Genomic DNA, 19,932 nt, shown 5'->3' with positions numbered 1-19,932 from the left:
TTTTGGATGGGTTGGAAAAAATTATCAAACAGTCTGATTTTTTACGCAATGCCTGCTGGTTGTGTGCTTCTTACAGTCTGGATTCTTTTGTGCCCCCAGACCCTGTCGGCCCGGCAGTGGCAGATGCACCCTGCAGATGCTTACAAATTTGCGCAAAAACTTTATGAACAACAGGACTTTCAGGCTGCGGCAACGGAATTTGACCGGTTTGTCCATTTTTTTGCCGATGATGACCGGGCACCGGATGCCGCATTTTACGCGGGCATGGCCCGTTTTTCCATGCAAAAATATCAGCAGGCCATAGATGCGTTTGACAGGGTGATTCGATCCTATCCCGGCGCCAAACAGGCCATTGAAGCCAGGTTCATGATCAGCCGGTGTTATCAGAAGCAAAATGACATTGAGAGTTCAGCGATGATGCTCCGGCAAATCATCCGGCAGCAGACCGATCCGAAAATCCGGGACAGGGCCCGCAGTCAAATGGCATGGGTTCTGCTGAAATCCGGTGACATCTCCCGGGCAAGATCGTCGTTTTTGGCCATTAGTGAAAAAAATCAAGATCGCTATAATGTTGCAGCGATTGTTTCATCCCTTGATGATCCGGATGAAATAAAACATAAAAGCCCGTTGACAGCCGGTCTGCTGTCTGCGGTGCCCGGCGGGGGGTATCTGTATACCGGCCGGTTCCGGGAAGCCGGGGTGGCTTTTTTTCTGACCTCGGCGCTGGCACTGGCTTCATGGCAATGTTTTGACGAGGATTTGCCCGCCCTCGGCGCCCTGACCGGCCTTGCCGGTCTGGGATTTTACAGCGGCAGCATTGCCGGCGGGGTGGCCAGCGCCCATAAATACAATTACCGGCAAAGCCAACATTTTATCCGCCGTCTCAAGGACACCCACGGACCTGCGGTTTCCCTTCAGCTCCGGCCCAGGGGCGCAATGCTGGCGATTCACGGCTCATTTTAACCAACAACAAGGGAGAATCGATGGCTTCAGACAGCAAAGGGCAGGAATCTCAACAGGCTTTTGTCAACATGCACAAGATGCACCCAAAGCGGCACCAAGCTGACTTCCCTGCTGAAAAAAGCCGTGACCGTCAATGCCAGCGATCTGATTCTCACCGCCGGCGCCCCGCCGTCTTTGCGCATTGTCAATGAGCTCCAGCGGATCTCGGCTCCCCCGCTGACCCCTGCGGACTGTGAAGTCTACGCCAGGGAAATGATGCCGGACCAAAAACCCCGGGAAAATCAGGAATAGGGCCCATGCACGGCCGGGGGCTGGACCCCGTTATCCAATCATCTGATTCATTTCAAAAATGGGCAGGATGATCGACAGGACAATAAAGCCCACCACCAGGGCCATCACCAGAATAATGGCAGGCTCGAGCATGGCGGTCAGACCGGAAACCGTGCTTTCCACCTCGTTTTCATAAATATCGGCCATCTTGGCCAGCATGGCCTCCAGCTCCCCGGAGTTTTCGCCCACCTGGATCATCTGAACAGCCAGGTGGGGGAAAAACCGAGAGGATTCAAGGGATTTACCCAGGCCGGCACCTTTTTCCACTTCGGCAGCAGCGGCTTGCACGGTCTCGGCAATCACCCGGTTGCCCACGATGTTTTTTACAATGTCTAAGGCCGCCATCAGGGGAACCCCGTTTTCCAGAAGCGAGCCAAGGGTACGGGAAAAACGCGCTACAGCCAGCTTGGTTTTCAGATTGCCGGCCAGGGGAATTTGCAGAACGGCCTTGTCCAGCCGGTAGGCCCCTTGTTGGGTACGCCCGAAATGCCGAAGTCCCGCCAAAAGCATCACCATCGCCCCCAGAAGCATCCACCAGCTGGCTTTTAAAAATTCACTAACCGCAATCAAGGCCCGGGTCGGGGCGGGCAGGGACTGGTCCATGTCCGTGAAAATGGCGGTAATGCTGGGCACGATATAGGTCAGCAAAAACATCAGAATCAGGATCCCGACAATCAACATCAAAACAGGGTAGGCCATGGCCGACCGGACCCGGTTGGAAAGCGCCTGCTGGCGCTCGGTGATATCCGCCAACCGGTTTAAGACTAGTTCCAGGGTGCCTGAGGACTCACCGGAGCGGACCATGTTGATATAGATGGGGGAAAACGTCTCAGGATATTCAGACAGGGCCTCGGCAAAGCCGGATCCCTCTTCTATGGCGTCTTTAATTTGAGACAGCATCCGCTTTAAAACCCTGGAACGGGTTTGGGGAATCAGTGTGTAGATGGCCGAGACCAGGGGAAAACCGGCCTGCAAAAGGGTGGCCAGTTGCCGGGTCATGATGGCCAGTTCTCCGGGCCGGACCCGGGAGCCGAAAGCGGGCAGCAATTTTTCCAGAAAACCGGTCTGGCGGGATTGGCTGTCATGCACCTCCCGGATGGAAACCGGATAGATGCTGGCGGCCCGCAGCTTCTGCCTGGCCGCGGACACGCTCTCAGCATCAATAATGTCAGAGACGCTTTTGCCTTTGGCATTTAAGGCGCTGTATTCAAAAATGGGCATGGCTGTTTTCGCAAATCTTTCGTGTCATGACAGAAGTTTGCCTGTAGTGTTGAATTTACCATCAAACCGCTGAGTATTCAATTTTTTACTGAGGGTTTAAATCATCGGCAGATTCACGGTTGACAAAGCACGTCAACGGCTTATAAGTAAATACGGTTATCTTTTCAGATACCCTATGTTTAAAGGAGAATGCATATGTTAAAGGTTGCTTTTATCGGATGGCGGGGCATGGTGGGCTCTGTGCTCATGGACCGCATGCGGGCGGAAAATGGATTTGAGGGCTTTGAACCGCTTTTTGCCTCCACCTCCCAGGCAGGCCAGGCCGGCCCGGATATCGGAAAACCCGTTTCGCCCCTGGCAGACGCGCATGACACCGACCTGCTGGCCGGTATGGACATTATTGTCACCTGTCAGGGCAGCGGTTATACCCAGAAAGTTTACCCGGAACTGCGAAGCAAGGGTTGGAACGGCTACTGGATTGATGCGGCATCCGCTCTTCGCATGGCCGATGACAGCATTATCGTGCTCGATCCGGTCAACAGAAAAATCATTGACCAGGCCCTGGCCGACGGGGTGAAAAACTTTATCGGCGGCAACTGCACCGTCAGCCTCATGCTCATGGCCGCAGGCGCCCTGTTTGAAAACAATCTGGTGGAGTGGATGACTTCCATGACCTACCAGGCGGCCTCCGGGTCAGGGGCCAAGAACATGCGGGAACTGGTTTCCCAGATGAAAATCATCGGCCAAAGCGCTCAAGACCTGATGGCCGATCCGGCCTCAGCCATCCTGGACATCGACCGGCGGGTGCTTGACGCCATGTCGGGCGAAGATTTTCCTGTTGAGCACTTCGGGGTCCCCCTTGCCGGCAGCCTGATTCCCTGGATTGACAGTGCCATGGAATCCGGCCAGACCAAGGAGGAATGGAAAGGGTTTGCCGAAACCAACAAGATTCTGCAGACCGATTCCCCGATTCCCATAGACGGCATCTGCGTCCGCATCGGCGCCATGCGCAGCCACAGCCAGGCCATTGCCGTAAAGCTCACCCGGGATGTGCCTGTTGATGAAATCGCCGGCATGATCGGCGCTGCCAATGATTGGGTGGAAACCGTGCCCAACACCAAGCAAGACACCCTTGCACGGCTGACGCCTGCTGCCGTGTCCGGCACCCTGAGTGTGCCGGTGGGCCGCATCCGGAAAATGAACATGGGCCCGGAATATCTGAGCTTTTTTACCGCTGGCGACCAGCTCCTTTGGGGGGCTGCCGAACCCATCCGCCGCATGCTCAATATCGCACTGGAATACCTGGGCGGATAAAACCCGACAGCGGGCCCGGTTTCCGGCCGGGCCCGTAACGTCCTGTTATGCCTTTATCATCTGAAGCGCTGCCTGCAGGGCCAGCAGATATCCGTGGTGGCCAAATCCGCAGATCTGGCCTGTGGCCACGTCCGTGATCATGGATCTGTGCCTGAAAGGCTCGCGCTTGTATATGTTGGACAGATGAATTTCAATGACCGGAATTTCCAGCATGGCAATGGCATCCCGGATGGCCACGCTGGTGTGCGTGTAGCCGGCCGGGTTGATGATCAGGGCGTCAAACGCGCCCCGGGCCTGCTGGATGGCATCCACAATCTGGCCCTCGTGATTGGACTGGAGGGTTTGCAGTCCTGCGTTGTGCGCCCGGGCGGCCTGGACCAGGGCGGCATCAATATCGGCAAGGCTTTGCGTGCCGTAGGTTTGCGGCTCCCGGCTGCCGAGCATATTTAAGTTGGGGCCGTGAATCACCAGGATCTGTTTGGTTTCCATCTGGCCTGATTCCTTTTGCTTCGGGTTTTTCAGTCTTTTCCGACCTCTTGAAACCGGGGGGCTGCAGCTTCTGCGGCAGCGGCTTTCATGCCGGAAATGGTTTGGCTGTAATCCGGACTTTTAAAAATGGCAGACCCGGCAACAAACACGTCCGTGCCGGCTGCTGCAATTTTTCCGATGGTCTGGGCATTGACCCCGCCGTCGACCTGGATCAGGGTGGAAAGCCCATGGCGGACAATGATCTGTCTGAGCGCCAGGATTTTGTCCAGCGAAGCGTCTATAAAGGACTGGCCCCCAAAGCCGGGATTTACGCTCATTAAAAGCACAAAATGAAGCCGCTCAAGAATCCAGTCCAGACAGCTCAAAGGTGTAGCCGGGTTGAGCACCACGCCGGGACGGCATCCGGAGCTTTCGATTAACTCCACAGTGCGGTGCAGGTGCGGGCAGGTTTCAGCATGCACGGATATCAGGTCTGCACCGGCTTTGGCAAACTCGCCGATAAATTCATCCGGATTGTCAATCATCAGGTGCACATCAAGGGGCAGGGCGGTTGTTTTCCGGGCGGCTTCCACCACCATGGGGCCCAGGGTGATGTTTGGAACAAAGTGGCCGTCCATGACATCCACGTGGATCCAGTCGGCACCGGCCTGTTCCACGGCCGTGATTTCCTGTCCGAGCCTGGCAAAATCAGCAGAAAGAATCGAGGGGGCAATGATCGCGTTCATCTGTCATTCTCCATGGGGTTTTTGTCACTTAAAACTTAACACTGCCTGTAAAAAAGTCTTTTTACAGGCTTTATCAGTTGTAGATCTTTGACTCAACAAGTTGGCCGTTTACATACAGAAAAACCGCAGCTTCTGTATGCTCCGGAACAATGGCCCAGATCACGGCGCCTGGATCCATAAGGCCTTCATACAATACCATATGGGCGCCAAACCCGCTCATCTCCAATCTCACCCGCTGCTTTAAAAAACCCGGTGCCAGTCGATGGGAGAAAAGCGGCTTTTTTTCATCCCGGCCGGCTTGCCGGCTTCCGGGCCGGCGGTTGATGATCAGGCGAACCGGAGCGCCGGCTTCAACCCGGTATCCGGGCGGCGGTGCCTGGCCCGTGACCGTGTTTTCAGGTTTTGACGGGTCATGGACAGATTTGAGTTCTTCAAGGCTGATTTGATGGCTTTCAATGGAAAGCATGGCCTCATCCAGAAATTTATCGCGCAGGTCCGGCATCATGTACGCCTTCGGCCGTGGACCGGCGCTAACCAGCAGGTTCACTGGACTGCTGCGCTGCACGCCATCTTTCGGAGCCGGATGCTGAGCCATAATCCGGCGGCGCGGAGTATTTGCATCATAAACACGGGTCACCGTCCCGGCCGTCAGGCCTTTTTGCTCCAGGGTCATCCGGGCCTGGTCCAGTTCCTGGTTTTTTACATCCGGCACGGTCACGGTGGAAGGCCCCCTGGAGATTACCAGGGACACTTCGCGGTTGACCTTGATGCTCCGGCCCGGGGCGGGCTTCTGGGCGATTACGTGATATTCGGGCACTTCCGTGCTGTATTGCTTTGCCCCCACCCGGGTGTTTAATTCCAGGGCGGAAAGGGTTTCCAGCGCAGCAACTGCATTTTTGCCGGTCAAATCCGGCACCAGTACCGTATCTTCGCTTTGGATGAAAAAAGAAAGGGTGAAATAGGTGCTCAAACCGGCCACGGCGCAAAAAACAAAAATCAATACCAGGTATTTGAAAATCCACCGGATCATGGGCAAACCCTTAGCCTTGCAATAAAAAACCCGTCTGTTGCATGCCGATGGGGCAGCAGGGTGAGACACCCGCGGTCATCTGCCAAATCCGCCAATCCGGGAAAAAGCAAACCCATGTCCTGAAGTTCAAACCTGGCTGTTTTTTCCAAAAATGCGGAAACCACCCCGTTCGTTTCTTCCGGCTCCATGCTGCAGACCGCGTATACCATCACTCCACCTGAAGGCTTCAATAGGGCGGCGGCATGGCTCAGAAGCTGAAGCTGCTTTCGGGCATGGCCCTGAAAGTCCGCCTGCCGGGCCGTCCACTTTATATCCGGATTCCTGCGGATTACCCCAAGCCCGGAACAGGGGGCGTCGACCAATATCCGATCAAATGTTCCCAATTTCTCCGGATCCAGTGGCTGCCGGAGATCATGGGGGCATGTTTCCACATTATCCGCTCCCAGCCGATTCATTTCCAGGGAGAGCTCCCGGAGTTTTCCCATATCCGAATCCATGCCCAGAATCCGGCCGCGGTTTTCCATTAACTGAGCAATATGGCCGGTTTTCCCACCGAGTCCGGCGCAGGCGTCCAGAACGTCCTGTCCCGGCCGGCAGTCCAGCACATGGGCTGCAAGCTGTGGGGCTTCATCCTGAACCTGGAAGTATCCTTCTGCAAAGCCGGGCAATTCACTGACCGGCACATGCGGACCCCAGAGGCAAATGCCGTCCGGTGCGTATTTTGTTCCACAAATTGTTTCCGCGGCGTCCGCAAAAACCATTTTTTCCGTCAAGGCTTCCCGGCTGATCCGCAAGGTGTTGGCCCGCAGGGTCAGCGGCGGGATCTGGTTGTTATACCGACACAAAAGCCGGGTTTCATCCAGGCCCAACCGGTTGTTCCACCTGCGCACGATCCACTCGGGAAAAGACTGGCTTACGGCCAATGCCGGCACCGGATCGCGGGCCGGATCCGGATCTGCAAAAGCGGTTTTCTGTCGAGCGGCATTTCGGAGCAAGGCATTGACAAAGCCGGCCAGTTTCGGCGATCCGTATTTTTTGGCCAGGTTCACGGCCGTGTTGACCGCCGCTGAATCCGGGATCCGGGACATAAACAGCATCTGAAAAAGACCCATGCGCAAAATATTGCGCATGTCCGGACGGATTTTGTTTAACGGCCGGTTTGCCAACCCTTCAATGTGCCAGTCCAGCTTTGCCCGCCAGCGAAGCACCCCGTAAACAAGGGCAAAGGCAAGGGCGCGGTCCCGCCGGTCCATCCCCGGCGCAATTTTTTCAAACTCCTCGTCAATGAGCCGGTCCAGGGTGGTGCGCCGGGTTTCCAGTTCGCTTAAAATCCGGAAAGCAAGCTCCCGGGCATCGCCTGAAATCATTCCAGCACCGTTGCCGGCGATATATCCGCGCCCTTTAAAAAGTCGCGGATATGCATGCGTTTTCCGGAGGCGACCTGCAATTCTTCTATGGACAGGGCTTCTTTTCCGGTTGCCACACGCAATTCATTGGAAAACGAGGCCAGCACGGTGCCCGGGGGGCGAAGTTCGGCCATGGGGCATACCCGGGCGGCAAAAATGTTGATCCGTTTGCTGCCCCAATAGGTATGCGCCCCGGGCCAGGGACACATGCCCCGGATGAAACGCTCCAGAAAAACTGCAGAACGACTCCAGTCAATGCGGCCGTCGGATTTTTTCAGCATGGGTGCATAGGTGGCCCGGGCATGATCCTGGGCCACGGGCCGAATGGTGCCTGCGGCAAAACCGGCCAGGGTTTTTGTGAGCACGTTGGCAGACAATTGCGCCAGACGGTCATGCAGGGTGCCTGCGGTATCTGCGGGATGGATCACGGTTTTTTCCGTTTCCAGGATCTCGCCGGTGTCCAGACCCGCGTCCATAAGCATGCTGGTGACCCCGGTTTCAGACTCGCCGTTTATAATCGCCCGCTGAATAGGCGCCGGGCCCCGGTATGCAGGCAGCAGGGACGCATGCAGATTAACTGCGCCCATGGGAGCGATCTCCATAACCCGCCTGGGCAGAATATGCCCGAATGCCACCACCACGAAAATGTCGGGCTTCAAATCCGTCATGGCTTCATAAAAGTCCTGTGTTTTCACTGATTCCGGCTGAAAAACCGGAAGCCCGAGTTGTTTTGCAGCAGCTTTTACCGGCGGCAGCGAGATCTGCCGGCCTCTGCCTTTGGGCCGGTCCGGCTGGGTCACCACAAGACTTACCGGATGGCCGGCATTGTAAAGGGCTTTTAAGGCGGGCACGGCAAAATCCGGGGTGCCCATGAATATGGTCGTAAATTTTGACATCAGGCGGTTTTGAGTTCCTTCAGGCGTTTTCGTTTGTAAATCTGCCGCTTTAGGGCGCTGATGCGGTCAATGAACAAAATGCCGTTTAAATGGTCGATTTCATGCTGCAAAACGGTGGACAGAAATCCATCGGTATCGATTTCCAGGGCGTTTCCATGACGGTCCAGGCCCTGGACAACAACATGATCGAATCTGGGCACATCGCTTCGAAAATCCGGAACGCTCAGGCATCCCTCGTTTTCGGATATCACCTTGCCCCGGGCATCCGTTATGCCAGGGTTGATCAGCACCTGAAAATTACGGCTGCTGCTGTCGGCCTCAGGGTCAAACACGATAATGCTCTGGTCAATTCCCGCCTGGGTGGCGGCAAGCCCCACACCCGGAGCCTGGTACATGGTTTCGGCCATATCCTCGATGATCTGCTGAATCCTTTCATCAATTTCTTCCACCGGCCTGGCCGGATGCTTGAGAAAAGGGTCAGGGTAGGTCAAAATATCTAAAACAGACATCCGGAAAAATCCTTATATCATATTGTTACGCCGCATCCGGCAGAAGTTGTGCGGCATCTTCGATATCCTTGCGGATCTGAGCCTTGAGTTCATCAAAATTGTTGAATTTTTTCTCCCCGCGGATCCGCTGGATGAAATCCACGCGGATTTTTGTTCCGTACAGATCCTTGTTGAAATCCAGCAAATGGACCTCCACGGTAAACAGGTGATCGTCAAAGGTCGGGCTGTAGCCGATGTTGGCCACGCCTTTGAATCGACCTTCGGGAGTTTGGACCATCACTGCATACACGCCTGTTTTGGGACAGAGCTCATCTGCGAGCTTGATATTGGCGGTGGGAATGCCCAGCAGCGGGCCGCCCCGGTTCCGGCCGGTGACCACCTGTCCCCGGATCTGATAATACCGGCCAAGAAGCGCTTTGGCATCCGCCACACGGCCGGCCTCGATGATCCGTCGGACCCGGGTGCTGCTGACCCGTTCATGGCCACCTGCCGAAACCGGCACCCAGTCGGGAACGATGACCTCAAATCCATACTCGTCTGCATGCTGCCGTAAAAAAGCCACGTTTCCCTTGCGGTTTTTTCCGAAAGTATAATCCTTTCCGATGACAAGGGCTTTCATACCGATCTTGTCAATCAGGATATTTTTAAGAAATGCATGGGCACTGACCGCAGCAAATGACTGGTCAAAAGGAACGCATAAAAACACATCCACGCCAAGGGCTTCGATGAGTTCAATTTTTTGCTCCAGCAGGGTGATCAGGGGTGGTGAGCCGTTATTGCCAAGCACCTTGACCGGATGGGGGTCAAAGGTCATGGCCACGGAGGTACCGTTAATTTCCCGTGCCTTTTGCCGCACACGCTGGAAAATGGCCTGATGACCGAGGTGTACACCGTCAAAATTGCCGATGGCCACAACTGCATTGGGAAAGGGACGTTGGATTTCATCCAGACTGTATAGGGTTTTCATATTGGCACAGATCCCGCTTCAAACCAGGTAATTTTATTCAACCGCAAAAAGAATCGTCTTGACAACAGGGTTTTTCCGGTATATATAAGAAATTTCATTTTTGATCAATGATTGTTTTTTCGGCTTTGCATGACTCGATTTTGCAGAAGAGGCCGGGTTCAATCATGGATGTGCCGAAGTGGCGGAATTGGTAGACGCGCTAGGTTCAGGGTCTAGTTGGAGCATTCCAGTGGGAGTTCGAGTCTCCCCTTCGGCACCACCGAAAGAAATTAGCCGTAATCCTAATGGGTTACGGCTTTTCTATTTCCAGGGTGCGTTTTGGACATGAAAACAGCTGCAATCTGATTACGGATTTCGGCTGCTTTTGTTACTGTAACAATGATAGTACAATACCGGAATCAGCAAAAGGGTAAGCAAGGTAGCAACAAGCACCCCGCTGGCCAGCGTCAGGCCCAAGGGCTCCAAAGCGGGTTCAAAGATGAGAACTCCGCTGCCCAGCATAACCGTGGATGCAGTTAAAACAATAGGCCGGGTTCTGAGGGCGCCTGCATTAATAACCGCGTTTTCCAGCGACACACCGCTTTTCCGGTTTTGTCTGATAAAATCCACCAGCAGCACCGAGTTCCGGGTCACGATTCCTGCCAGGGTAATGACGCCCATAATTCCGATACCTGTTAAATTCTGTCCCCACAACCAGTGCGCAGGGATCACGCCGATTAACACCAGAGGAATCGGCATCATGATAAGAAGGGGAACCCCGTAGGATCCGAACCACGCCGCCAGAATACAGTAAATCAGGGCAATCGCTACAATACCGGCTGCGCCGAGATCTCCGTAAGTCTGCCGCGTCAGTTCCCATTCCCCGGCCCAATGAAGCGTTTCATTTTCCGAATTTTCGGGCTGGCTGAACCAGTTGACAGCCGGGGCCGGGCCGGTTTCGGCCAGGCGCCCGCTTATATCCCGCTGAGCAGCATAGGGTTCATTTACATTCCGATCCAGCTTTGCGCCCACATAAACAACGGGAAGTCCGTTTTTCCGGTACCTGTCCGGTGTCCGGCCGGTTTCCTTGATTTCGACAAGATCTGCCATGGAAACCATGTTTTCGTTTGCCCGGCTCTTGAGATACAGTCCATCCAAATGATAGATAAGCTCCCTTTTTTCAGGCGGCAAACGGACAATAACGGGTACCGGATGGCGCTGGTCCGGTATATGCATTTCTGCGGCAACGGTTCCGGTCAAGGCAACGTGAACCGCCTGTGCCACTTCTGCCGGGAAAATGCCCCGGGCGGATGCACTTGTACGGTCCACTGTAAGACTCAGACGCGGGCACGGTTCTTCCGGAGAGCGCCTGACACTGGTTGTTGCCGGGTGCTGTGCCATCAGGTCCCAAACCCTGCCGGCCAGTTCGAAGCGCCCCTGATCGGACGGAGCGTAGATTTCAGCGTGCATATCCTCTTTGTTTGCTGGCCCGGACGGCAGCTGGCGTACCACTATTCTTGCATCATGGCGATCTATGACCGGCTTGAGTTCATTGTACAAGTTTTTCCCGATTTCATGGCTGTCGCGCTTTCGTTTATCTTCGTGGCAAAGGTGAACATAAATATAAGCCTGATGGGTGGATACAGGGGTGACCTCCATGGGCTCGGGCCATGGATATAATTGGGGTCCCTGGATTCCGGCAAATACCGTGTAAGCTTCCACTTCAGTTTTTTTGTAAAGCCTGCGGCCGATATCAGAAGTGGCCTTAAGGGTTGTTTCCAGGGGGGTGCCGGCCGGCAGCCGCAGATCCACAACAAAAACCTCGCGGTCCAGCAGGGGGGTGAATCCGATTTGAACAGCCCTGAAATACACCAGACTCAGCTGCCCGACAAACAGCAGCACCATGAGCGCATAAAGCGCCCACCGAAGAATCGGGTGCTTCATAAAGGGCCGCAGTATTGCCCGGTACGTTTCAGCCAGCGAGCCGGAGGGTGGTTCCGTACTTTTATCGTCCGCTTTTCCGTCTGAAAATTCATCTGCTGATAAATTCGGCTTTTTTGCACAATTCTTTCCCGTATTTCCGGCCGGCAGCAGGCGAAAGGCGAGAAACGGTATCACGGTAAGCGCAAGGATAAGTGAGGCAAATACGGCAATTGCGGTGCCAACGGGTATAGCCCGCACAAATTGCCCCATTTCCCCGGAAAGAAACGCCGTGGGCAAAATGGTGGCGATTATCAGCACCACGGCAAGGATGGTTGGATTGCCGACCTCGTCGATCGACTGAATTGTCAACTTTTTCGAGCGCTCCCCGGCTTGCCGGAAATGCCGCGCAGTGTTTTCCAGCATGATCACGCTGTCATCGGATATGATGCCGATGGCCATTATCATGGCCGCGAGAGAAACCGGATTGAGCGTAAATCCCATGAAATAATAGGCAAACGGCACAAAGGACAGCGTTGCCGGAATCACAAGTGAAATGGTTATGGCCGAGCGCAGGCCGAGCCCTATCAGGATAATAAAAATAACAATAACCGTTCCGGTAAGAAGATTCTGCAGCACGCTTCTGACCTGCTCGGTAGCCATGCGCCCGGCATCATAGCCGATATGGACGTTTACCTCAGACGGGATAACAACGCCCCGCAGCTGCTCAATCCTGTCTATGATCACCTTATTGATATCACTGATGTTTTTTTCAGGCACGCTTGTTACCGAAAGGCTTACCGCCGGGCTTTCAAAAGACGACTGGCTCTGCCGAAAAATAACATGGGATTCCGCAGGCCCGGGACCGTCAGAGATTGCGGCGACCTCATCGAGATATACAATTCCTGCCGGGCCTGACCCAACCGGAATACCGGCGATATCATCCACGGACCGGAGCAATGCGCCTGCCTCCACGTCCATGGTTTTCCTGCCGCGCATTTGGTCGGAGGGAAGCCGGAGATTGGAAGCCTTGATGGCCTCCACGACCTTTGTAAGCGGGATGCCGTAAGCTGCAAGGGCCCGGGGATCGGGCCGGACCTCTATTCTGCGCGATTGGCTTCCGTAACAATCAATTGTTCTGACTCCCGGCACTTTCTCCAGGCGCACTGCTGTTTCCTCGGCAATCCGCCGCAGATCAAAACCGGAAAGATCCGGGGCGGAGAAGGTAACCATGAGAGTGGTAAGCTGCTCATCCCCAACCGTCCGTACTGCCGGAGATTGGACCCCTGCGGGCAACCTGTCAGTGTTGGCGGCAAGAACATCGGCCAGTTCACTGTATGCTTCCGCATCGCTGACCCCTGGCTCGAACTCCACAGTCATCAGGGCCGCATCATTTGAAGCCACGCTTGTGACTTCCTCCACCCGCTCGAGTTGCATTGCCCAGGATGAAACCGGACGGGCAACGAGTTCATCGATTTTTTCCGGTCCCGCACCGGGAAACGCGACAATGATAACAGCTGTGGGAATCTCGATTTCCGGACGGTCTTCGCGCGGGGTAATCAGGAGACCGGCCCCCCCCATGATCAAAGCAGCGATGAGGATAATGGGAACAAGAGGGGAATCGATCATTGTTCCGGCAATCCTGCCGGCAAAACCGCTACGTTCCATTACTTCATCCGCTTTTCGGTTATCCGTACGGGCTGATCATCGGCCAGCGTTTGCACCTGCTCGCCCGCAACCACCAATTCGCCCGGCTCAAGTCCCCGGCGCACGGAAATGAAACCCTTTTCATCCCGGTCCGGTCCGGCCGGATGAATCCAGCGCAGGCGGGTCCGGAGTTTGCCATCGATTTCACGCACAACAAAAACCCCGCGCATCTGGCCCCGAACCAGGACTGCAGAGGCGGGAATGACAACGATGTCCTCCACCTTTGCTTTTTCCCGGAAAGTGCGCACATGGGCAACCATGCCCGGCCTGGTGCCAGCCGGAGGATTTTCAAGCCGCAGCCTCACGGTTGATCCGGTTCCGGGCTCTTCCAGTGCAGGAATAAAGGATTCGACCCGGCCCGCTGCGGTCTTGCCGGAACCGGGAAGATGAATATCCACGTGGTCGCCTTTGCTGAGACGCAGCATGCTTTTTTCATCAATGGGGGCGCGTACTTCCAGTATTTTCCGGTCCTCCAGGATAATCAGCGGCGGGCCCGGGCCCACAAAACTGCCGGTTTCTGTCATCACCTCGCTGATGGCCCCGGAAAACGGGGCCTTGATATTGGCATAATCCATATGGGCCTGAAAAGCACGGCATTCAGCCTCGGCAGCCGCCAGTTGACTTCCGGCATTGTTCTCCCGTAGTTCAGCTTCTTCAACGCGCACCTCTGCAATGAGCGCCTCGTCATAAAGGCGCCTTACACGCCCAAGATCCTTTTTTGCTTTTTCCCACGCCGCCCGGGCCGTATCCCGCCGTTTCTGCGCAGCAAGGAGCTTTGCGGAAATATCCCGGGAATCAATTTCCACCAGGAGATCGCCCTTTTGCACTATGTCCCCGGAATCAACATAAAGCTTGTCCACATAACCGGACACACGTGTTCCCACCAGCGATCGCCTGGCCGGCAGAACCACGCCGGCGATCCAATTGTCCGGAAGGATCCGGCCGGTTTCAGCCTCGAAAACAATGACGTTTACGGACTGCATCTGGCGCGAATCAGAGGAATCATCCGCGCATCCGGATATAAGGACTATGAGCAATACAAGCATGAAGAGTTGAAGGGCTTGTTTCATTGGAAATCTTTCATCGGATGGGCGCCCAGCGCCTGCAACCGGTACCGGGAAACGGCCAGGACTGCCTCGTAACGGGCGTTTAAATTCATTAACCGGGCTTTCAGGTCCTCTGCCTGAGCCCGAAGAAGCTCTGTTATACCATCAATCCCCTCCCGGTAGCGGGCCCTGGTCTGGTCAAGGGCTGCAGCGGCATTCTCCACAGCCTGCCTGGAATAGTCCCAGCCGGCCATGGCCGCCTCCCACTCCGCCCTGCTGCTTTGGGCCTCCGCCCTGGCCTGTTGTCGCAATTCCCTCAGTTTTGCGTCCTCCCGGCGTTTTCGCGCACGGGCCTCCGCGACCTTGCCGGAACGGGACATGCCCGCAAAAATCGTCCATTTCAGGTTAACCGCAACCCCCCACATATCGCATTCCCTTCCCATCAGATGGTCATGGTCCATCCATTGATAACGGCCAAACAGATTTATTTCCGGGGTAAAAGCTGCCCCGGCGCGATTGACCCCGGCCTCTGCGGCGGCAATCATCTTTTGCTGGGCCTGAATATCCATGCGCCGGTCAACGGCCTTCCCGGGATAAAGACTTTTTGGCAGGGCTGCCGGGGGATCGGGAATCTTGTCGGTTAAGACAATATTTGCGTCCTCCTCCAGACCCATCACCCGGTGAAGCTGCGCCAAGGCCACCGCAGCCTGGCCCCGGGAATCGCTGACCCTTGCTTTGAACTCAAATGTCTGCGCCCGGGCACTGTATACGTCCACCGGCGCAACCAACCCTTCCTCAAACGAGGAGGACGCCAGTTGAAGGGTTTTGCGGGCAGCCTCAAGTGCGGTTTTTTCAACATCCAGCCGTTTCTCGGCAACAATGACGCCATAATAGGCCTCGATCAGGTGCAGGGCCAGTTCCCTTTCCCCACGACTCAGGGCAAGGCCTGCAGCAGTTGTCTGATGGGCGGCCTGGCGGCCGGCCAGCCATGCCTCCAGGTTCAGGATCGGCTGAACAGCCGAAAAGCCTGTGATATACCCATCTATCGGGCCGAAATCCCGGGTTTGAAATTCCAGAGCCGGGGGAAAGCCCGTGTCCTGCCATACCGGCACCGGCACGTCAGATATAAGAGAACTGTCAAAGCGAAGATAGGAGGCATCAAAGCTGAGAGTCGGCAGATATCCCTGCATGGCCTGCTGTCTCAGGCTGGTTGCGATGTCCTGCCGGGCCCGCTGTTCAGCAATCCCGGGATTTTTCTTCAGGGCCAGCCGGTATGCGTCTTCAAGGCTGATTTCAAGGGGAAAACCGGCGGATTTTGCAGGAATCACAGATCCGGCAAGAAAAACCATGAACAAAAAAACGCCGTACAGGCCAATAAAAGTTGTTTTTTTCGATAGAGAACCTGTTTTGCAGGGTTTTGTGAAATTGGCGGGATTACTTCCTGAATAGAACTGTGTCATGCGCAAACTGTATCATAACATTCAACGCCTTGTACAAGTTTACAACTTCCGTAAAGATTTTGTTTGGATTTACCCACAAAAAACTTTGAATGTCAACCTGGAAAAGTGTATGAAAGGACTGATGAAAAGGGCGGAATCAAGCAAAAAGGGATTGCAGCCAAAGCCGCAATCCCTTTATGTTTTATGGCGCGCCCGGCAGGATTCGAACCTGCGACCTACGGATTCGTAGTCCGGCACTCTATCCAGCTGAGCTACGGGCGCTGACAAGATGAGTGCCACCTTACATAGGCGATCCGAATCGCCTTGTCAATAATAAATAAGTTTGCTCCACGACATTGATCCGGTGCGCAGCGCCGGCAGGAGAAAAATCATGGACCCCCGGGACCGGGACAATCAATTCATGGATGCCGCCATTGAACAGGCACAAAAGGCAGAAGCCTGCGGGGAGGTACCCGTGGGTGTCGTAGTGGTGGCCAACAACGGCGGTATCCTGGCATCGGCTTTTAACCAAAGCATCACCATGGCTGACCCCACGGCCCATGCCGAAATCCTGGCCATCCGCTCTGCAGCCCGGCGAACCGGAAACTATCGCTTGTTAAACACCTGCCTCTATGTTACGGTAGAACCGTGTCCTATGTGTATGGGCGCGGCGATTCATGCCCGCATTGGCCGGGTTGTTTTCGGGGCCTTTGATCCCAAATGGGGCGCAGCCGGATCCTTGTATGATTTTGCCGGAGACCGGCGGCTGAATCACCACCCGGAAATTGTCGCCGGGGTGCGGAAACAGGCATGCCGGAGACTGCTGATCGATTTTTTTGCGGCACGGCGGGGTAAAAACTCCCTTTAACCCAAACCGAGCGTTTCAGTTTTCTTGTATCGGCAGCAAACTTAAAAATCGCTCAGTTTCGGTTTAACGCTCTGCCGTATTTTTTTGAACCAGAGAATTATCATGGCACGCGCTTAGAAAGGAGCAGCAATTGGCCAATATCGTCATTATCGGCACCCAGTGGGGAGATGAGGGAAAGGGTAAAATCGTAGACCTGCTGGCGGAATATTCCGATTACGTGGTCCGGTTCCAGGGCGGAAACAATGCCGGTCACACCATGGTGGTCAACGGCGAACAGTTTATCAGCCACCTGGTGCCTTCGGGCATCATCCAGGGCAAGGTCTGCATGATCGGAAACGGAATGGTGGTGGATCCGGAGGTGCTGATCAACGAAATTGATTATCTGACCGAAAAAGGCGTGAACGTAGGGCCGGAGCAGCTAAAAATCAGTGAAAAAGCCCATTTGATAATGCCTTATCACAAGGCAGTGGACCACGCCCGCGAGTCGGCCAATGAAAAAAAGCAAATCGGCACCACCGGCCGGGGCATCGGTCCCTGTTATGAAGACAAGTCCGCCAGGCGCGGCATTCGGTTTGTGGATCTGCTCGACGATGGTTTTGAAGAAAATGTGAGGGCCGTGGCAGAGGAAAAGAACTTTTACCTTACCGAATTTTTCAAAGCCCCGGCCGTTGGTGTTCAGGACGTAATCGATTCCTACAGCCGGTACCGGGATCGGCTGGCGCCCTATGTCACGGATGTATCCGTGATGATTGACCAGGTGCTCAGAGAAGACAGGCGCGTGCTGTTTGAAGGCGCCCAGGGCACCCATCTGGATATTGACCACGGCACATACCCCTATGTGACGTCTTCGAACACGGTTTCCGGAAACGCGTGCTGCGGCGCCGGGGTCGGGCCCAAAAAAATCGACCGGGTGACCGGCATTGTCAAGGCCTACACCACCCGTGTGGGCAAGGGGCCGTTTCCCACTGAACTCTTTGATGCAACAGGTGATTTCATCCAGGAAAAGGGGGCTGAATTCGGCGCCACCACCGGACGCAGGCGCAGATGCGGCTGGATTGACACGGTTATGCTCAGAAACGCCGTGCGATTAAACAGCCTCACCGGTTTTGCGGTCACAAAGCTCGATGTGCTCGGCGGGCTGGATACGCTGAAAATCTGCACCGGTTACAAATACAAAAACAAGGAACTGGCAGATTTTCCAACAAGCCTCCAGGTGCTGGGTGAATGCGAGCCGGTCTATGAAGAAATGCCGGGCTGGCAGGCGGATATTTCAGCTGTGCGCAGCTATGACCAGCTTCCCCAAGCCACCCGGCAGTACCTTCGCCGCGTAGAGGAACTCACTGAAACCGAGGCTGAAATTATTTCGGTGGGACCGGGACGGGATCAGACCATCATGGTCAACAACCCGTTTGGTTAGCCGGAGGCGATATTTTTTAATTGACAATCCGGGCAATGTAACATAAAAAATGCACCCAACAAGTCGGGACGTGGCTCAGTCTGGAAGAGCACAGCGTTCGGGACGCTGGGGTCGCAGGTTCAAATCCTGCCGTCCCGACCACTTCCCAAAGCGGGAAGACACGGTCGCAAAACTCCCGGGGAATTGTTGCTTTGTTTTCAAATCTCATTGTCAGCCTGTATGGCAAATATCCATACCCCGCCCCTGTCTTTGATCAACATGCCGATTCCCTGATTCCTGTCAACCCCCTGTCAAACCGGAGAGATAAATCCAAAAGGAGCCAATTTATGCGTTTACCCCTGATTTCCAAGCTTGTGATCCTTATTGTTGCAATAGTCCTTTCTGCAGCTGCAGGTGCCGCTTATGGCGCAGAGGATCAAGAGGCTGCCATGGACGCGCAGACTGTGGCAGTGGTCAACGATGTGGAAATCACAGCCCAGGAACTGGAGCAAAAGATACAATTGATGCGGTCCCGTTATGCAAACATGGGCATGCCCATCCAGGGCGAGCAGCTTGCCCGGCTCAGGGAATCGATTTTAAACAATTTGATTGAAAAACAATTGCTTATCGAAGAAAGCAAAGCCCAGGGCATCAATGTTGATGAATCCAAGATCCAGAAACAGCTCGATGAGTTAAAGGGACAGTTCGAAAGCCAGGACGTTTTTGAGAAAAAAATCGCCTCAAGCGGTTATTCCGAAGATGAGCTAAAAACGGAAATGCGCGAAAATCTTCTTATTCGAAACCTTATTGAAGAAAAAATCGAATCCGGGATTTCCGTGTCCGATAAACAAGCCAGGAAATACTACAACGAAAATCAAGAGGAATACAAGGTTCCGGAACAGGTTCGCGCCCGCCATATCCTGATCCAGACAGAACCGGATGCCGGTGAGACCCAGAAGGCCGAAGCAAAAGAAAAAATCCAGGAAGTTGAAAAGAAACTCCAGTCCGGCCAGGACTTCTCTGAACTGGCAAAGCAATACTCGGACTGCCAGAGCAGCGAAAAAGGCGGGGATTTGGGCTACTTCGGACGCGGCCAGATGGTGGAAAGCTTTGATGAAGCGGCCTTCGCCCTGGAACCGGGCGAAGTCAGCGACATTGTGGAAAGCCGTTTCGGCTATCACCTGATCAAAAGCGAAGATAAAAAACCGGGTGAAACCAAATCCTTTGACGAGGTCAAAGAATCTGTCCGGGAAAAACTTCGGCAGGAAAAAATCATGCAGGACCTCGAACCCTATATCGAGTCTTTGAAGCGAAAATATCCCGTGGAAAAAAATCTGCCTGAAGCCTCTGCAGGCAATTAATGCCAGAAGGGTTTTATGGTGACGCTTTTATGCCCGGCCCCCGGCCGGACCTGGGTCCGGGAAGATCACGCGAACAACGGTGCCATCATACTTTTATCGACGACATGACAAAAGGAGGAAGGGGTTTGGCAAACGGAACAGTCAAGTGGTTTAATGAGAAAAAGGGTTTCGGGTTTATCCGGCACGAAGATGAAAGCCGGGATATCTTTGTTCATTATTCAGCCATTGATGAACCCGGATTTAAAACCCTTGCCGAAGGCGAGCCGGTCACCTTTGACGTCGAGGAAAGCGACCGGGGCCCGGTGGCCAAGAATGTGGTCAAGGAAAACGGATCCAGTTAAAACAGCGGTCAGAGCCCGTCTGAAA

At 54.6% G+C, this 19,932-nt stretch carries 18 protein-coding genes and 3 tRNA genes; 9 read left to right on the top strand and 12 right to left on the bottom strand.

What is annotated here, in order from left to right:
- Positions 1-63: 63 nt before the first annotated feature.
- Positions 64-963: a tetratricopeptide repeat protein gene (locus HNR65_RS04920; RefSeq protein ID WP_181550345.1), complete on the top strand. Its 900-nt coding sequence runs from the start codon at positions 64-66 to the stop codon at positions 961-963.
- 60 nt (positions 964-1,023) lie between these two features.
- Positions 1,024-1,254: a hypothetical protein gene (locus tag HNR65_RS04915; protein ID WP_181550344.1), complete on the top strand. Its 231-nt coding sequence runs from the start codon at positions 1,024-1,026 to the stop codon at positions 1,252-1,254.
- Positions 1,255-1,284: 30 nt separating this feature from the next.
- On the opposite strand, the gene gspF is transcribed toward HNR65_RS04915, so the two are convergent.
- Positions 1,285-2,514: a type II secretion system inner membrane protein GspF gene (gene gspF / locus HNR65_RS04910; RefSeq protein WP_181550343.1), complete on the bottom strand. Its 1,230-nt coding sequence runs from the start codon at positions 2,512-2,514 to the stop codon at positions 1,285-1,287.
- 195 nt (positions 2,515-2,709) lie between these two features.
- Between gspF and asd the strand changes: the two genes are divergently transcribed.
- On the top strand, positions 2,710-3,828 hold the full coding sequence (asd, locus tag HNR65_RS04905; RefSeq protein ID WP_181550342.1) for an aspartate-semialdehyde dehydrogenase: 1,119 nt from the start codon (positions 2,710-2,712) through the stop codon (positions 3,826-3,828).
- A gap of 45 nt (positions 3,829-3,873) precedes the next feature.
- On the opposite strand, the gene aroQ is transcribed toward asd, so the two are convergent.
- The 7 genes from aroQ to HNR65_RS04870 all read right to left on the bottom strand — a co-directional run bounded on the left by aroQ (position 3,874) and on the right by HNR65_RS04870 (position 9,850).
- On the bottom strand, positions 3,874-4,317 hold the full coding sequence (gene aroQ / locus HNR65_RS04900; protein ID WP_181550341.1) for a type II 3-dehydroquinate dehydratase: 444 nt from the start codon (positions 4,315-4,317) through the stop codon (positions 3,874-3,876).
- 29 nt (positions 4,318-4,346) lie between these two features.
- The gene (gene rpe / locus HNR65_RS04895) at positions 4,347-5,042 is read right to left on the bottom strand and encodes a ribulose-phosphate 3-epimerase (protein ID WP_181550340.1); all 696 of its coding nucleotides are present in this window, start codon (positions 5,040-5,042) and stop codon (positions 4,347-4,349) included.
- Positions 5,043-5,115: 73 nt separating this feature from the next.
- Positions 5,116-6,072, bottom strand: coding sequence for a PASTA domain-containing protein (locus HNR65_RS04890; RefSeq protein WP_181550339.1), 957 nt, complete (start codon positions 6,070-6,072; stop codon positions 5,116-5,118).
- Positions 6,069-7,439 carry a 16S rRNA (cytosine(967)-C(5))-methyltransferase RsmB gene (gene rsmB, locus HNR65_RS04885; protein WP_181550338.1) on the bottom strand — a complete coding sequence of 457 codons (1,371 nt, stop codon included), beginning with the start codon at positions 7,437-7,439 and terminating at the stop codon, positions 6,069-6,071. The genes HNR65_RS04890 and rsmB overlap by 4 nt, the downstream gene beginning before the upstream one ends.
- Positions 7,436-8,374 (bottom strand): methionyl-tRNA formyltransferase, encoded by a 939-nt coding sequence (gene fmt / locus HNR65_RS04880; RefSeq protein WP_181550337.1) that lies wholly within the window; start codon positions 8,372-8,374, stop codon positions 7,436-7,438. Before fmt ends, rsmB begins: the two co-directional genes overlap by 4 nt.
- Positions 8,374-8,883 (bottom strand): peptide deformylase, encoded by a 510-nt coding sequence (def, locus tag HNR65_RS04875; protein ID WP_181550336.1) that lies wholly within the window; start codon positions 8,881-8,883, stop codon positions 8,374-8,376. The genes fmt and def overlap by 1 nt, the downstream gene beginning before the upstream one ends.
- 25 nt (positions 8,884-8,908) lie before the next feature.
- Positions 8,909-9,850 (bottom strand): bifunctional riboflavin kinase/FAD synthetase, encoded by a 942-nt coding sequence (locus tag HNR65_RS04870; RefSeq protein WP_181550335.1) that lies wholly within the window; start codon positions 9,848-9,850, stop codon positions 8,909-8,911.
- Between the two features lie 172 nt (positions 9,851-10,022).
- On the opposite strand from HNR65_RS04870, the gene HNR65_RS04865 reads away from it, so the two are divergent.
- Positions 10,023-10,109 (top strand) — tRNA-Leu (locus HNR65_RS04865).
- 86 nt (positions 10,110-10,195) lie between these two features.
- Here the strand turns inward: HNR65_RS04865 and HNR65_RS04860 are convergent.
- The 4 genes from HNR65_RS04860 to HNR65_RS04845 all read right to left on the bottom strand — a co-directional run bounded on the left by HNR65_RS04860 (position 10,196) and on the right by HNR65_RS04845 (position 16,223).
- Entirely contained in the window at positions 10,196-13,417 is a 3,222-nt protein-coding gene (locus HNR65_RS04860) for an efflux RND transporter permease subunit (protein ID WP_181550334.1), read from the bottom strand.
- A complete protein-coding gene (locus tag HNR65_RS04855; RefSeq protein WP_181550333.1) occupies positions 13,417-14,526 on the bottom strand; it encodes an efflux RND transporter periplasmic adaptor subunit in 1,110 nt (369 codons plus the stop codon). Before HNR65_RS04855 ends, HNR65_RS04860 begins: the two co-directional genes overlap by 1 nt.
- On the bottom strand, positions 14,523-15,851 hold the full coding sequence (locus tag HNR65_RS04850) for a TolC family protein (RefSeq protein WP_181550332.1): 1,329 nt from the start codon (positions 15,849-15,851) through the stop codon (positions 14,523-14,525). Before HNR65_RS04850 ends, HNR65_RS04855 begins: the two co-directional genes overlap by 4 nt.
- 295 nt (positions 15,852-16,146) lie before the next feature.
- Positions 16,147-16,223: transfer RNA gene (locus tag HNR65_RS04845), tRNA-Arg, on the bottom strand.
- A gap of 109 nt (positions 16,224-16,332) precedes the next feature.
- Between HNR65_RS04845 and tadA the strand changes: the two genes are divergently transcribed.
- The 5 genes from tadA (at position 16,333) to HNR65_RS04820 (ending at position 19,907) form a co-directional block, all read left to right on the top strand.
- On the top strand, positions 16,333-16,809 hold the full coding sequence (gene tadA / locus HNR65_RS04840; RefSeq protein WP_232364655.1) for a tRNA adenosine(34) deaminase TadA: 477 nt from the start codon (positions 16,333-16,335) through the stop codon (positions 16,807-16,809).
- Positions 16,810-16,939: 130 nt separating this feature from the next.
- Positions 16,940-18,226, top strand: coding sequence for an adenylosuccinate synthase (locus HNR65_RS04835; protein WP_181550331.1), 1,287 nt, complete (start codon positions 16,940-16,942; stop codon positions 18,224-18,226).
- A 64-nt stretch (positions 18,227-18,290) separates the two neighbouring features.
- Positions 18,291-18,367 (top strand) — tRNA-Pro (locus HNR65_RS04830).
- A gap of 185 nt (positions 18,368-18,552) precedes the next feature.
- The gene (locus HNR65_RS04825) at positions 18,553-19,566 is read left to right on the top strand and encodes a peptidylprolyl isomerase (RefSeq protein WP_181550330.1); all 1,014 of its coding nucleotides are present in this window, start codon (positions 18,553-18,555) and stop codon (positions 19,564-19,566) included.
- Positions 19,567-19,691: 125 nt separating this feature from the next.
- On the top strand, positions 19,692-19,907 hold the full coding sequence (locus tag HNR65_RS04820; RefSeq protein WP_181550329.1) for a cold-shock protein: 216 nt from the start codon (positions 19,692-19,694) through the stop codon (positions 19,905-19,907).
- The last annotated feature ends 25 nt before the right edge of the window (positions 19,908-19,932 follow it).

This window comes from Desulfosalsimonas propionicica (genome assembly GCF_013761005.1).
Classification (GTDB): Bacteria; Desulfobacterota; Desulfobacteria; order Desulfobacterales; family Desulfosalsimonadaceae; genus Desulfosalsimonas; species Desulfosalsimonas propionicica.
The sequence above is the reverse complement of the archived record's forward strand: the minus strand, read 5'-3'. Positions and strand labels throughout refer to the sequence as shown.